Source organism: Streptomyces sp. NPDC002787, assembly GCF_053592095.1.
The window spans coordinates 1-13,679 of record NZ_JBSFVC010000042.1 but is presented as its reverse complement, the minus strand read 5'-3'; the positions used below and the strand labels follow the sequence as shown (position 1 = coordinate 13,679).

The window sequence follows — 13,679 nt, the reverse complement described above, 5'->3', positions numbered from 1 at the left end:
TCCTCGCGTATGTGCCGGTCAGCTGTCCTTGGACGCCGACGCCGACGCCGTGGCCTCCTGGCTCGGGGCTCCACTCGAGGCCTGGCCGCCTTGGCCCGGCTGACCGCCGCCGGGGCCACCGCAGCCGCCACCGCCACCGGGGCCACCGTTCTGGCCACCACCGCCGGGGGCGCCGCTCGGCGCGCCGGACGGGGCGCCCGAGGGAGCACCGGAAGGCGCCTGCCCGTTCGCGGAGGGTGCGCCGGAGGGGCCGCCCGAGGGAGCCCCGGACGGCGCGCCCGACGGGGCCTGACAGCTCTGCTGCCCGCCGGAGCCGCCGTTGTTCGAGGTGGACGACGACGTGTCACCGGAGCCGCACGCCACAAGGAAGAGGGGTGCGGCCGCCAGCAGGGCGGCGGCGGGGACGAGACGTGCACGCTTCATGAGGAACAACTCCAAGAGCGATGAAAGAGTTCGTGGGCGGCATCGAATCAACGCAGCTTGGGGCTCCCTTGGGTTCGCGCTGTGCCAAACCTGTGCGAACAGCAAAACGCTCACCGACCCACCCCGCCCGACCTGGCCTTTCACGCCTCCCCGTAACTCGCCCCTGGTACAGGCCCGTGACAGAAGCGGCGGTGCGCCCTCCCGAGCAGTTGAACGGCCACTCGCTCCCGGCGGCCTGCCCCGCGCCTCAGTCCGACAGCCTGACCCGGGCCAGCTGCCGTGACTGTGCGACCAGCCGGTCGGCGCTGTCCCAGACCTCGGCGTCCTCCTCCAGGAAGCCGCCGGCGAGGTTGCGGGTGGCGATGGCGACCCGGAGCGGTCCCGGCGCCGGGCGGCAGCGGATGTGGACGGTCAGCTCGACCGTCGGGACCCAGCCCCTGATGCCCAGCTCGAAAGCGGTCGGCGGCAGTGCGTCCACCGCGAGGAGCAGGGAGAACGGATCGGCGTCCCGGCCGTCGGCGAGCCCGAACCAGGACCGCATCTCGCCCTTGCCGGACGGCGCGCCGAGCGCCCAGCCGAGGGTCGCGGGGTCCAGCTTGAGGAACAGCCGGTCGGCGATCGCGGAGCTGCCGGGGATGGGGCCGGGGGCGTCCTGCGGGCCGAAGCACTGGTCGATCGGCGGGATCGCGGGCGGCTTCGCCGTCGTACGGACGTCGTCCGGGAGGGTGTCCAGGTCGCCGTAGGAGGCGAGGACGCGGATGCGTTCGATCTCGCGGCCCTCGTCGTCGTACTGGAAGAGCGAGGCCTGACCGGTCGACAGGGTCCGTCCGGTGCGTACGACGTCCGTGCGGACGACCGCGGGGCCCGGCTGGGAGGCGGTCAGGTAGTGCGCGGAGATGGTGAACGGGTCGGCGTGCGGGAGCGCGTCGGCGAGGGCGCGGCCGAGGACCGCCAGGAGGTAGCCGCCGTTGACGGCGCTGATGATCGTCCAACCGGCGGAGAGGTCGATGTCGTAGACGCCGGGTTCGCGTCGGGTGACCGCGGTGTCGCGGTCGAACTCGCTGTCGCCGATGATCGCCTGGGATGCCTGAGCCATGCCGGTACGCTACAACAAGCCATTACTAAGCGGTAGCTTTATGCGTTGCGGTGACGTTTCACCAGGAAAAGACGCGGCCAGCCCGTCAGCCCTCCTCGACCGCCGCCGACCGCCGGTTCCACGCCCGCGGCGCCCGCCAGTGGTACCGCATCGCCAGCAGCCGCAGCACGAAGGCCGTGACCGCGGCGAGCGCGGAGGTGAGGGGGTTCAGGGCGTCGAGCTGGATGCAGAGGACGACCATTCCGGCGCCGACCATCGCGGGCACGGCGTACAGGTCGCGGTCCCAGCGCAGCAGCGAGGGCACCTCGTTGGCCAGGACGTCGCGCAGCACACCGCCGCCGACCGCCGTGGCGAGGCCCAGGGTGGCGGAGGCGGTCAGGCCGAGGCCGTACTCGTACGCCTTCGTCGTGCCCGCGACACAGAAGAGGCCGAGCCCGGCGGCGTCGAAGACGTTCACGCCCGTCTGGATGCGCTCCACCTGCGGGTGGAGGAAGAAGACGAGGAGCGCGGCGAGCAGCGGGGTGAGGAAGTAGCCCAGGTCGGTGAAGGCGGCGGGCGGCACGGCGCCGATGATCAGATCCCGGAACAGCCCGCCGCCCAGCGCGGTGACCTCGGCGAGGACGGCGATGCCGAAGACGTCGAAGTTCTTGCGGACGGCCAGCAGCGCGCCGGAGATGGCGAAGACGAAGATGCCGATCAGATCGAGCGGGTAGGGAGACACCCGTATATTCTGCCCCGCAAACAGGTGTGCGCCTTGCAATGCAAGGCGCACACCGTCTGGCGTCATTCTTTGCCGGGCTTCTCCGGCTCCTCGGGCTTCTTGGGCGCCTCCGGCTCCTCGGGGGCCTCGGGCACCTCCGGCTTCGCGGGGACCTCCGGCTTCGCGGGCTGCTCCACCTTCTTCACCGCGTCCGGCACCAGCTCGCCCGCCTCCTTCGCGGCCGTCAGCAGGACGACGTCCTGGGGCTGCTGGTCCTCGAAGTTCTCCGGGTGGTGGCAGGCGACCCGCTGCCCTGGCTTCAGCTCGGCGAGGGGCGGCTCGGTGGTCTTGCAGACCTGCGTGGCCTTCCAGCACCGGGTGTGGAAGCGGCAGCCGCTCGGCGGCGCGATCGGCGAGGGGACGTCACCCTTGAGCAGGATGCGCTCGCTCTTGGCGTTCCGGCGCTTGGGGTCCGGGATCGGCACGGCCGAGAGCAGCGCCTTGGTGTACGGGTGCATCGGCGCCGCGTACAGCGAGTCCCGGTCGGCCAGCTCGACGATCTTGCCGAGGTACATCACCGCGATGCGGTCGGAGACGTGGCGGACCACCGACAGGTCGTGCGCGATGATCACATACGTCAGGCCGAGCTCGTCCTGGAGGTCGTCCATCAGGTTGACGACCTGGGCCTGGATGGACACGTCGAGCGCGGAGACCGGCTCGTCCGCGATGACCATCCGGGGCTTGAGGGCGAGCGCGCGCGCGATGCCGATGCGCTGGCGCTGGCCGCCGGAGAACTCGTGGGGGTAGCGGTTGTAGTGCTCGGGGCTCAGCCCCACCAGCTCCAGGAGGCGCTGGACCTCCTTCTTCACGCCGCCCTCGGGCTCGACGCCCTGGAGCTTGAAGGGCGCCGAGACGATGGTGCCGATGGTGTGCCGGGGGTTCAGGGAGCCGTACGGGTCCTGGAAGATCATCTGCACGTCGCGGCGCAGGGGGCGCATGCCGGCGGTCTTGAGGTGCGTGATGTCCGTGCCGTCGAACTCGATCCTCCCGCCGGAGGGTTCCAGGAGGCGGGTGATGAGCCGGCCCATGGTCGACTTGCCGCAGCCGGACTCGCCGACGACGCCGAGGGTCTCGCCCCGGCGCACCTCGAAGTCGATGCCGTCGACGGCCTTGACCGCCCCGACCTGCCGCTGGAGCAGGCCCTTCTTGATGGGGAAGTGCTTGACCAGGCCCTCGACCCTGAGCAGCGGTTTCTCGTCGTCGGCCGACGCCTTCTTCACAGCCGTCGCCCCGTCCCGGGTCTCAGTCTCGCTCACAGCTTCGGCGCAATCTCTTCGGTCCAGATCCGCGTGCGGTCCTCCTGCGACAGGTGGCAGGCGGTGAAGTGCCGGCCGCCGACCTCGCGCAGCTCGGGGCGCTCGGTGCGGGTGATGTTGTCCTTGGGGACGTCCGCGTAGGGGCAGCGCGGGTTGAAGGCGCAGCCCGAGGGGACGTTGATGAGGCTCGGCGGCTGGCCCTTGACCGGGATGAGCCGGTCGGTCTGGGCGCGGTCGATGCGCGGCATCGAGCCGAGCAGGCCCCAGGTGTAGGGGTGCTGCGGCCCGTAGAAGATGTCGTCGACCGGGCCGCGCTCCACGCAGCGGCCGCCGTACATCACGAGGATGTCGTCGGCGATCTCGGCGACCACGCCGAGGTCGTGCGTGATGATGATGACCGCGGAGCCGAACTCCTTCTGCAGGTCCCGGATGAGGTCGAGGATCTGCGCCTGCACGGTCACGTCGAGCGCGGTGGTGGGCTCGTCGGCGATCAGCAGTTCGGGGTTGTTGACCAGGGCCATGGCGATCATGGCGCGCTGGCGCATACCGCCGGAGAACTCGTGCGGGTAGCTGTCGACGCGCTTGTCGGGCTCCGGGATGCCGACGCGGTCGAGGAGTTCGACGGCGCGCTTGCGGGCGACCTTCTTGCTGACGTCGTGGTGGACGCGGTACGCCTCGACGATCTGGCTGCCGACCTTGTAGTACGGGTGCATCGCGGACAGCGGGTCCTGGAAGATCATCGCCATGTCGCGACCGCGCAGCCGGCGCACCTCGTCCGGGTCGGCGCCGACCAGTTCCTTGCCGTCCAGCCAGATCTCGCCGGACATCTTCACGTTCTTGCCGCGGGCGCCGAGCCGGTGCAGGCCCATGATCGCCAGCGAGGTCACCGACTTGCCGGAGCCGGACTCGCCCACGATGCCGAGGGTCTTGCCCTTCTCCAGCTGGAAGGAGAGACCGTCGACGGACTTGACCAGACCGTCGTCGGTCGGGAAGTGCACCTTGAGGTCGCGCACTTCGAGGAACGCCTGCGGGGCGTCCCCGGCGCGTGCGGGCTCGCCGACGGCGGCCCCGGTCTTGGACAGTTCGGTCACGAGAGCCTCACCCGCGGGTCGATCGTGGCGTACAGCAGGTCCACCACAAGGTTCATGAAGACGACGAAGAACGCCGCGAGCAGGGTCACCCCGAGGATCGGGGGCAGGTCGTTGGTGGTGATCGACTGGACCGCGTACTCGCCGATGCCGTGCAGGGAGAACACGGTCTCGGTGATGAGGGCGCCGCCGAGGAGCAGTCCGACGTCCATGCCGAAGACCGTCACCAGCGGGGTGAGCGCGGCGCGCAGGCCGTGCTTCACGACCACGTTGCGCTCGCGCAGGCCCTTGGCCCGCGCGGTGCGGATGTAGTCCTCGTTCATCGTCTCCAGCATGCCCGAGCGGGTGAGCCGGGCGTAGATGGCCGAGTAGAGCAGCGCCAGCGAACACCAGGGCAGGAAGAGGGTGTTGGCCCACTGCGAGGGGTTCTCGGTGAAGGGGACGTACGTCCTGCCGAAGATCTCCAGCTGGTAGCTGAACAGCAGCAGGGCCAGCTGTCCGGTGAAGAACATGGGCAGGGAGACGCCCGCGAGGGCCACACCCATCGCGGACCGGTCGAAGATCGAGCCGGGCTTCAGGGCCGAGATGACACCGGCCGTGATCCCGCCGACCAGCCACAGCACGGCGGCACCGGCGGCGAGCGAGATGGTCACCGGCAGGCGGCTGGTGAGCTGCGGCCAGACCTCCAGGTGGTCCTTGAAGGAGTAACCGAAGCAGGGCGCGTCGCAGCGGACCGTGGTGGGGCCGAGGTCGTACGTGGCACCGGAGACGATCCCCTTGAGGAAGTTCCAGTACTGCTCGTAGACCGGCTGGTCCAGGCCGAGGTTCCGCTTGACCGCCGCGATGTCCTCGGGCGTGGGGTTCTTGCCGATGTACTGCTGTGCGAGCTGGTCGGTTGTCTGTCCGGCGAGTTTCGGCAGGATGAAGAAGATGCCGAAGGTGACCGCGGTGACGACGAGCAGCAGGATCACCGCCGCGATCGTCCGGCGGATGATGTACGAGATCACGAGGACCGGCGCCGGCGCCCGCGGGTGTGTCACCCGCGGGCGCCAATGCCTTCACCTGCCTTCCGGGGCTACTTCTTTTCCGTGGTACCGACGTTGAGGTAGTCGTACTGACCGCTGAAGGCCGAGGACGACACCAGGTTGGTGGCGTACGGCGAGCGGTACAGCAGCACCTTGAAGTAGGTCAGCGGGACGATGGCGGCCTGCTCCATGACCTTCTTGTCGACCTCGGTGTACGCGGCGGTGCGGGCGGCCTCATCGGTGTTGCCGATCGCGTCGTCCAGCAGCTTGTTGATCGCGGGGTCGTCCAGCTCGGACAGGTTGGTGTTGCCGGACTGACCGATGGCCTTGCCGTGCACGATCTGCTGCAGGAAGCCGTAGCCGGTCGGCCAGTCGGCACCCCACTGCATCATGATGAGACCGATGTTGTTCTTCTTGTTGAACGCCGGCACACCCGCGTAGTCGGAGAAGTACTTGCCGGAGGGGTACTGCTTGATGTCGGCCTCGATGCCGATCTTCTTCAGCGCCTCGACGATCGCGGTGGCCGCGTCGACCTCGCCCTGACGGTCGGTGCGGGCGGAGATGGAGGTCTTGAAGCCGCCCTCCTTGCCGCAGGCCTTCAGGTGCTCCTTGGCCTTGGTGACGTCACCCTTGTTGCCCTCGGTGGCGTACAGGTCGGCCTTCTCGTAGCCCGTGACGTCGGTCGGCAGGACGGTGGAGGCGATGTCACCGCGGATCGGGCCACCCATGGCGGTCTGCACGGCGGTCTTGTCGATCGCGTACTCGACGGCCTTGCGGCACTCGACGTTGTCGAACGGCGCCACCTTGGTGTTGATCGCCGTGTAGACGAGACGGCCACCGGGCGCGTTGTCGGTGTTGGCCATCTGGTCCTTGTCCTTCAGGACCTGGGCCTGGGTCTGGGCGTCGACACCGGTGCCCTGGATGTCGATCATGGTGTCGCCGGCCATCACGTCCTTGTCGATGGTGGCCTTGTTGACCTTGAGGTTCACCACGATCTTGTCCGGGTACTGCTTGCGCAGCGGGTCGGTCTTGGCGTCCCACTGGTCGTTGCGCACGAGGACGATCTGCTTGCCCTCCTCGTACTTCTCGAACTTGTACGAGCCGGAGGAGACGACCTTCTTGGTGTAGTCGACGCCGGTGTCCTTGGCCTTCGGCACCGGAGCCGTCTGCGGCATGCTCGCCAGGTAGTCGAACTCGGAGAACGGCTTGTTCAGCTTGAAGACGATGGTGTGGTCGTCCGGGGTCTCGATGGACGAGATGCCCTTGTCGCTCTTGTCCGCGTAGGGACCCTTGTACTTCTTCGGGTCGTCCAGCATCTGCTGGAAGTAGTTGGGCCCGAGGGAGAGCACGTCACGCGCGAAGTTCGAGCGCTCCACGGCGTACTTGACGTCCTTGGAGGTGACCGCGGTGCCGTCCTCGTACTTGACGCCCTGGCGGATCTTGTACGTCCAGGTCTTGCCGCCGTCGCTCGGGGTGCCCGCGCTCTCGGCGAGGTCCGGGACCAGCTCGTTGCCCGCCTCACCCGCGCCGGGCTTGAACGTCATGAGCGGACGCGCGTAGAGGCGGCTGAAGTTGAAGCCGTACGCGTAGTACATGTTGCCCGGGTCGAGGGACTCGGGGGCGTCGGAGCTGGCGTAGGTGACCGTGCCGCCCTTCGCCGTGGACTCGTTCACGACACCCTTGGTCGCGGCGTTGGCGCCGGCGCCCTTGGGAGTGTCCGAGCCGTCTTCCGCCTTGCTGCAGGCGGACAGAAGCAGACCGGCGCTGCTGACAACCGCGACAGCGGCCATTGCTGACCTTCGCATGATGGTCGGTTTCCCCTTCGTAGTTGGACAGTTGAGTGGGACTTCGGGCCACAACCGGGCCGCGACCGCAGACGTCAGCGGCTGCGGGGGTCGAGGGCGTCCCGGAGGCCGTCACCGAGGAGGTTGAAGGCCAGCACCGTGATGAAGATCGCGAGGCCGGGAACGATCATGTACTGCGGGTCGACCTCGAAGAAGTCGACCGCCTGGTTGAGCATCCCGCCCCAGGAGGCCTGCGGCGGCTGGATCCCGACGCCGAGGAAGCTGAGCGACGCCTCGAAGATGATGTTCGTCGGGATGAGCAGCGTCGAGTAGACGATGATCGGCGCGACGAGGTTGGGCAGCAGCTCCTTGAACAGGACGTACGGGCCGCCCGCCCCCATCCCGCGCGAGGCGTCGATGAACTCCCGCTCGCGCAGCGCCAGGGTCTGACCGCGCACGATGCGTCCCATGTACGGCCAGTTGAAGAAACCGATGACGAAGATGAGCACCGTGATGTGCAGCGGCAGTCCTTCGAGGCCGAAGGCGCCGCCCTGGAGCGTCGCGGAGATGGCGATGGCGAACAGCAGCAGCGGGAACGCCAGGAAGGTGTCCATCAGCCGGCTGACGACCGTGTCGACCCGGCCGCCGTAGTAGCCGGCGACCAGTCCGAGCACCACACCGATGGCGTTGGACAGGAGCGTCGCGCCGAAGGCCACCACCAGGGAGACCCAGGAGCCCTCCAGGATGCGGGCGAGGATGTCGCGGCCGAACTTGGGCTCGACACCGAGTGGGTGGTCCCAGCTCATCCCGCCGAAGTCGCCCTTGGGGAGGGAGGTGTTGGGGTCGATCAGATCCTGGTTGAAGGCGTTGGGGTCGAGCCCCAGCATCGACTGCAGCGGCCGGGAGAGGGCCGCGATCAGGATCAGCAGCACGACGACGACACCGCCGGCGACCGCCACCTTGTCGCGCTTGAAGCGGGTCCAGGCGATCTGGCCGAGCGAACGGCCCTCGATCTTCTTGGCCTCGACACCTTCCAGCACGGCTTCGGGCTGCGCCTCTGCCTGCGATCCGGTCGTCTCAATGGGTGCGGTCATCGTCCCTCGTGCTTGCCCGTGCCGGTGGTTGCCGACTGTGCCTGACGGCCGCCCGGGTCTGCGGTGCGGTCCGTCACCACTGCTGCTCTCTTGCTCTGTGACTACTGATGGGTACGAGAGGAGGCACGGCACTGAACTTCACCGTATGAACAGCGCGTTCGCCGGATCCCCCCATCGCTCTGGGGGAGTCTTCAACGGTCGCGCGATCAGGCACCAGACTTGGCGGCGAATGTATGCGCAACCGTGATGTGGCCAGCAGGGTTCCGCTATCCGGACGTGACGCTCTGTTGAGCGGTGGATACCACCGTCACACGGCTCAGTAGCCGCCCGGGTACCCGTATCCGCCCGCCGCCGGGGCCTGCGCGGGAGCCGCGTGGGCCTCGCGGTCGTAGAAGGGGCGGGCGGCGGCGCGCAGCCACATGGCGACCGGGTCGTACTCGTCGGACATGGCGACGGTCGAGACCGGCAGACCGTCCGGGACCGCGCCGATGGACTGCTGCATCATCGCGCGCACCGAATCGACGGCCGGCGGTGAGGTGTCGTACACGTCGAGGCCGATGGCCAGGTACGGCGCGCCGAGCGCGGGCTGCACCCAGGCGCGGCGCAGCGAGCGCACGGCGGGCGTGCGGTGGGCGTTCTGCGTCAGCAGGGCGTAGAACTGGGGGATCTCGATGGCCGGCTCGGACAGCCGCAGCGGGCCCGCGGGCTGCCGCTCCAGGCCCGTGGCGATCCGGCGCAGGTCGAGCCAGGGGATGCCGACGCCGCCGCCCGGCGCGTGCGGGTTGAGCCAGAGGCCGTAGTGGTCGGGGTAGAGGGTGCGGGCCACGTCGAGGCCGTCGACCACCTCGTAGCTGCGGTTCCAGCCGCTGGCGGAGAGCTCCTGGGCGGAGGTCACGCACGGGGCGTAGTTGAACCCGTCGACCTCCATGTTCCCGTACTGGGCGTCCGGGGAGCCGGCCTGACCGTGCCAGAGCAGCATCCAGATCTGGCCGGAGGACGGGGTGGCGAGGGCACGCAGCAGCGCCTCGTAGGCGTCGTAACGCCCGGGCGTCACCTGGCGCAGCATGTGCTCGACCTGCCCGGTGGCGATGCGGCTGCCGCTCGCGCTCACGTTGGCCGCCCTTCGGTGTTGGACCCTGGTTATAGGAGACAGCTTAGGTGGTGTGCGGGTCGAGCCGGTCAGGGCTCGGAGGTTGTCGTGCGTGGCGGGCCGGGGGTTCGTTGTGGCTGGTCGCGCCCACACGGCGGAGCCGCATATCGACACAGCCCGCGCCCCTTGCGGGGCGGGTCAGTAGCCCTGTTGGTAGAAGGGCCGTACCTTTTCGCGGAGCCAGTCTCCGACCGGGTCCTGGGCCACGTCGAGGAAGACCATGTTGACCGGCCAGGGCACGGGGCTCTTGGCGAGCGCCCGGCCGAGGGCGGCGAGGGGGAGGGCGCGGTCGGCCTCCCAGGAGGCCAGGTCGACGCCGATGAACAGCACGGGGTCGGCGGTCTCGATGGCGGCGAGGCAGCGCCGGGCGGACAGGACCACTCCGGTCCCGGCGAACTCGGCCGAGGCGGCGGCGAGGAAGTCCACGGGGTCGTCCTGCCAGTCCGGCTCGAAGAGCCGCACCCGGGCGCCGTTCGCCGACCCGTCCAGCGGGGTCCGCCCGGCCCGGCACAGCTCGGCCACGGCGGGCGGCGGCAGCGGGATGCCCACGACACCGTCCGGGTTCAGGGCGAGGCCGATCTGCGGGGGCAGCCCGCGCGCGAACTCGACGGCCGGCGCGATCGTGTACGACATGTGGTTGCCGACGACCTGGCGGAACTGCTCCTCGGAGCTGAAGACCGGCACGTACGCCTGCCCGCCGAGCTCCATCGTGGGCAGATCGAGCTGACCGCTCTGCGGACCGCCGCCCTCCGGCAGCGGCACCCACACGAAGCTGCGGGCCAGCACCTCCACGATCCGCGCCCCGGCCGTGGGCACCCCGAGAGACGCGGACAGCACCTCCTCCAGCTCATTGCCGGGCCACCCGCCGTGCCCTTGGGGATACGCCTGTGCCGGAAAGTCCGCCGGGAAGTCCATCTGCTGCCTACCGCTTTGCTCCGTGATGCTGTTGTCCCTGCACCTTAATTGCTTCCGGGGCAGGGGCGCGCCCCTTCAGAGGCAGGGGGAACCGCGCGAGCGACCCCCACGGGCCCGCGGCCCGCCACACACCACACCCCCGCGCTCCCCCGAGAACTCACCCCCAGAGCTCATCCCCGAAATCTCACTTCGCGAAGTCGATCCGCTTCAGGACATCGGCCGCGGCCCGATCGATGAGCACCGCCGCCCCGCACCCCTGCGGCAGCCGCCCCTTCTCCACCGCCCGCAGCAGCCGCGTCATGGCACCTCTGTGCCGGGCGAACGCGTACCGCGACACCCCCCGCCCCCGCTCCCGCTGCCCGTCGCGCGCCTCATCGGGTGTGACGTCGAGCAACAGCAGATGCAGGGTGCCGCCCCGCCGCTCGGCCTCGCGCGCGAGCCACGCCCGCACCCACGCCTGCGTCCCGCAGTCGTGCACGACGACGCCCTCCCCCGAACGGAGGGCGCGCCGCAGCCCCGCGTAGTGGGCGAGGCGCACGAAGGGCCGGTAGACGGCGTACGGCAGATGACGGGCGAAGCGCGCGTCGAAGCGGTCGCGCGTGTCCTGGGAGTCGATCCTCGGACCCGGCACGGCGCGCCTCATCAGCGTCGACTTTCCGCTGCCGGGGAGCCCGGTGACCACCACCAGGTCGCGTGGTCCGAAGGACAGCTCGTGGGGACTGCGCCCGGCACGCTCCCTGAGGTCGCGGACGACCGCCCTCGGGAACGGGCCGCACGCCTCACCCACCGGTACGACGGGCTGCTTGGGCAGCGCGACGCCCGAGGTCGTCGCGTACGCCGTGGTCCTGTTCACCGTGATCGTCCTCCCCAAGGGTATGGAGGTCCCATCCCCACAGACTGTAAAGAGAAGGTAATGCCCGATCCCTCCTGGTTCAGTCCTCGTACTGCCACAAGAGTGCTACGGACCGCCGTGTCGCCCTGTGGTCGCTGTCCCCCACCTGAGAAAGGTCCCCCTGCCGTGCCGCGTCGATGCGTGCAATGATGTGCGCGCCAACTGCATACCGGCCGCTTGAATCCGCGCGGGAGAGCTCTCAGCAGTCGTTCGCTGGGGCGCCGAAGGAGCAAGTCCCTCCCTTGAATCTCTCAGGCCCAGATACCGCGCGGGCGAGGCACATCTGAAAAGCGGGCCCACCTCTCCTCCGGAGGGGGCGGCTCCACCCACGGTGCAAGTCACGACCACCGGTACGTACGGTCGTGGTGAACCTCTCAGGTTCCGATGACAGATGGGGAGGACTTTCCTCGCCTGTCATGCGTCATGCCCTGGGAGCAGAACCGATGAACAGTAGCCCCCTCGCCGAACCGCGCCGTACCGCGCTCGATGCCCTGCATCGTTCGCTCGGCGCGACGATGACCGACTTCGCGGGCTGGGACATGCCCCTGCGCTACGGCTCCGAGCGCGACGAGCACAACGCCGTCCGCACCAAGGCCGGCCTCTTCGACCTCTCCCACATGGGCGAGATCACCGTCACCGGCCCGCAGGCGGCCGAGCTGCTGGACTACGCCCTCGTCGGCGACATCGGCGGTGTCAAGGCCGGCCGCGCCCGCTACACCATGATCTGCCGCGAGGACGGCGGCATCCTCGACGACCTGATCGTCTACCGGCTGGCGGAGACCGAGGCCGGGTCCGCGCACTACATGGTCGTCGCGAACGCCTCCAACGCCCAGGTGGTGCTGGACGCGCTCGTCGAGCGGTCCGCCGGGTTCGACGCCGAGGTGCGGGACGACCGGGACGCGTACGCGCTGCTCGCCGTGCAGGGCCCCGAGTCGCCGGGGATCGTCAAAGCACTGACCGACGCCGGTCTCGACGGTCTGAAGTACTACGCGGGGCTGCCCGGCACGGTCGCCGGGGTCCCCGCGCTGATCGCGCGCACCGGGTACACCGGCGAGGACGGCTTCGAGCTGTTCGTGCGGCCGGAGCACGCCGTCGAGCTGTGGCAGGCGCTGACCAAAACGGGCGAGGGCGTCGGCCTGGTGCCCTGCGGGCTGTCCTGCCGGGACACGCTGCGCCTGGAGGCGGGGATGCCGCTGTACGGGCACGAGCTGTCCACCGCGCTGACGCCCTTCGACGCCGGGCTCGGCCGCGTGGTGAAGTTCGAGAAGGAGGGCGACTTCGTCGGGCGTACGGCGCTCGCCGAGGCCGCCGCCAGGGCCGAGACGAACCCGCCGCGCGTCCTCGTCGGGCTGGTCGCCCAGGGCCGCCGGGTGCCGCGCGCCGGGTATCCGGTCGTCGCCGACGGCAAGGTGATCGGCGAGGTCACCTCCGGGGCGCCCTCCCCCACCCTGGGCAAGCCGATCGCCATGGCGTACGTCGACGCCGCGCACTCCGCGCCGGGCACGGCGGGAGTGGGCGTGGACATCCGGGGCAGCCACGAGCCGTACGAGGTCGTGGCGCTGCCGTTCTACAAGCGGCGGAAGTGACACCTTCGTAGTCGTTCGAACGGCCGTCGTTCGCGAGCGGCACCCGTGCGGACCCCGAGAGTGACACTGGGCACATCCGCGCTGCTCAACAGTGGTTCCAGCAGTCCCCCCTTTCATCACCACTCCCCCGCGTACAGGAGAATTCAGGCCATGAGCAACCCCCAGCAGCTGCGCTACAGCAAGGAGCACGAGTGGCTGTCGGGCGCCGAGGACGGCGTCTCGACGGTCGGCATCACGGAGTTCGCGGCGAACGCGCTCGGTGATGTCGTCTACGCCCAGCTCCCCGAGGTGGGCTCCACGGTGACCGCGGGCGAGACCTGCGGCGAACTGGAGTCCACGAAGTCGGTCAGCGACCTGTACTCGCCGGTCTCCGGTGAGGTCACCGAGATCAACGAGGATGTCGTCAACGACCCGTCGCTGGTGAACACCGCCCCCTTCGAGGGCGGCTGGCTGTTCAAGGTACGTGTCGCGGAGGAGCCGGACGATCTGCTCTCCGCCGACGAGTACGTCGCCCACACCGCCGGCTGAGATGACGAGGTCGTACGCATGTCGCTTCTGAACACGCCCCTGCACGAGCTGGACCCGGACGTCGCCGCCGCCGTCGACGCCG

The 13,679-nt window shown here is 69.5% G+C and carries 13 protein-coding genes and 1 riboswitch; of the genes, 2 read left to right on the top strand and 11 right to left on the bottom strand.

What is annotated here, in order from left to right; translation table 11 throughout:
* Window positions 1-18 precede the first annotated feature (18 nt).
* The 11 genes from ACWD26_RS38770 to ACWD26_RS38720 all read right to left on the bottom strand — a co-directional run bounded on the left by ACWD26_RS38770 (window position 19) and on the right by ACWD26_RS38720 (window position 11,444).
* Window positions 19-423, bottom strand: coding sequence for a hypothetical protein (locus tag ACWD26_RS38770; RefSeq protein ID WP_451277547.1), 405 nt, complete (start codon window positions 421-423; stop codon window positions 19-21).
* A 247-nt stretch (window positions 424-670) separates the two neighbouring features.
* Window positions 671-1,519: a thioesterase family protein gene (locus tag ACWD26_RS38765; RefSeq protein ID WP_451277545.1), complete on the bottom strand. Its 849-nt coding sequence runs from the start codon at window positions 1,517-1,519 to the stop codon at window positions 671-673.
* An 85-nt stretch (window positions 1,520-1,604) separates the two neighbouring features.
* Window positions 1,605-2,240, bottom strand: a complete 636-nt coding sequence (locus tag ACWD26_RS38760; RefSeq protein ID WP_451277543.1) for a trimeric intracellular cation channel family protein — start codon at window positions 2,238-2,240, stop codon at window positions 1,605-1,607.
* A gap of 62 nt (window positions 2,241-2,302) precedes the next feature.
* Complete coding sequence (locus ACWD26_RS38755; protein WP_451277541.1) at window positions 2,303-3,535, bottom strand: ABC transporter ATP-binding protein; 1,233 nt, start codon at window positions 3,533-3,535, stop codon at window positions 2,303-2,305.
* Window positions 3,532-4,626: an ABC transporter ATP-binding protein gene (locus ACWD26_RS38750; RefSeq protein ID WP_451277539.1), complete on the bottom strand. Its 1,095-nt coding sequence runs from the start codon at window positions 4,624-4,626 to the stop codon at window positions 3,532-3,534. Before ACWD26_RS38750 ends, ACWD26_RS38755 begins: the two co-directional genes overlap by 4 nt.
* Window positions 4,623-5,630 (bottom strand): ABC transporter permease, encoded by a 1,008-nt coding sequence (locus ACWD26_RS38745; protein WP_451277537.1) that lies wholly within the window; start codon window positions 5,628-5,630, stop codon window positions 4,623-4,625. Before ACWD26_RS38745 ends, ACWD26_RS38750 begins: the two co-directional genes overlap by 4 nt.
* A 68-nt stretch (window positions 5,631-5,698) precedes the next feature.
* Window positions 5,699-7,453, bottom strand: coding sequence for an ABC transporter substrate-binding protein (locus ACWD26_RS38740; protein WP_451277535.1), 1,755 nt, complete (start codon window positions 7,451-7,453; stop codon window positions 5,699-5,701).
* A 74-nt stretch (window positions 7,454-7,527) separates the two neighbouring features.
* Window positions 7,528-8,526, bottom strand: a complete 999-nt coding sequence (locus ACWD26_RS38735) for an ABC transporter permease (protein WP_451277533.1) — start codon at window positions 8,524-8,526, stop codon at window positions 7,528-7,530.
* Between the two features lie 316 nt (window positions 8,527-8,842).
* Window positions 8,843-9,637 (bottom strand): enhanced serine sensitivity protein SseB C-terminal domain-containing protein, encoded by a 795-nt coding sequence (locus tag ACWD26_RS38730; RefSeq protein WP_451277531.1) that lies wholly within the window; start codon window positions 9,635-9,637, stop codon window positions 8,843-8,845.
* 177 nt (window positions 9,638-9,814) lie between these two features.
* Window positions 9,815-10,591, bottom strand: a complete 777-nt coding sequence (locus tag ACWD26_RS38725; RefSeq protein ID WP_451277529.1) for an enhanced serine sensitivity protein SseB — start codon at window positions 10,589-10,591, stop codon at window positions 9,815-9,817.
* Between the two features lie 184 nt (window positions 10,592-10,775).
* Window positions 10,776-11,444 (bottom strand): AAA family ATPase, encoded by a 669-nt coding sequence (locus ACWD26_RS38720; RefSeq protein ID WP_451277527.1) that lies wholly within the window; start codon window positions 11,442-11,444, stop codon window positions 10,776-10,778.
* Window positions 11,445-11,661: 217 nt separating this feature from the next.
* Window positions 11,662-11,760: riboswitch (glycine riboswitch) on the top strand.
* A gap of 166 nt (window positions 11,761-11,926) precedes the next feature.
* Between ACWD26_RS38720 and gcvT the strand changes: the two genes are divergently transcribed.
* Window positions 11,927-13,069 carry a glycine cleavage system aminomethyltransferase GcvT gene (gcvT, locus tag ACWD26_RS38715; RefSeq protein WP_451277525.1) on the top strand — a complete coding sequence of 381 codons (1,143 nt, stop codon included), beginning with the start codon at window positions 11,927-11,929 and terminating at the stop codon, window positions 13,067-13,069.
* 150 nt (window positions 13,070-13,219) lie between these two features.
* The gene (gene gcvH / locus ACWD26_RS38710; RefSeq protein WP_391005735.1) at window positions 13,220-13,597 is read left to right on the top strand and encodes a glycine cleavage system protein GcvH; all 378 of its coding nucleotides are present in this window, start codon (window positions 13,220-13,222) and stop codon (window positions 13,595-13,597) included.
* Window positions 13,598-13,679 lie beyond the last annotated feature (82 nt).

Coding starts and splice junctions, on each gene's coding strand:
- ACWD26_RS38770 (WP_451277547.1), bottom strand. CDS start 423: ATGAAGCGTGCACGTCTCGTCCCCGCCGCCGCCCTGCTGGCGGCCGCA.
- ACWD26_RS38765 (WP_451277545.1), bottom strand. CDS start 1,519: ATGGCTCAGGCATCCCAGGCGATCATCGGCGACAGCGAGTTCGACCGC.
- ACWD26_RS38740 (WP_451277535.1), bottom strand. CDS start 7,453: ATGCGAAGGTCAGCAATGGCCGCTGTCGCGGTTGTCAGCAGCGCCGGT.
- ACWD26_RS38735 (WP_451277533.1), bottom strand. CDS start 8,526: ATGACCGCACCCATTGAGACGACCGGATCGCAGGCAGAGGCGCAGCCC.
- ACWD26_RS38725 (WP_451277529.1), bottom strand. CDS start 10,591: ATGGACTTCCCGGCGGACTTTCCGGCACAGGCGTATCCCCAAGGGCAC.
- gcvT (WP_451277525.1), top strand. CDS start 11,927: ATGAACAGTAGCCCCCTCGCCGAACCGCGCCGTACCGCGCTCGATGCC.
- gcvH (WP_391005735.1), top strand. CDS start 13,220: ATGAGCAACCCCCAGCAGCTGCGCTACAGCAAGGAGCACGAGTGGCTG.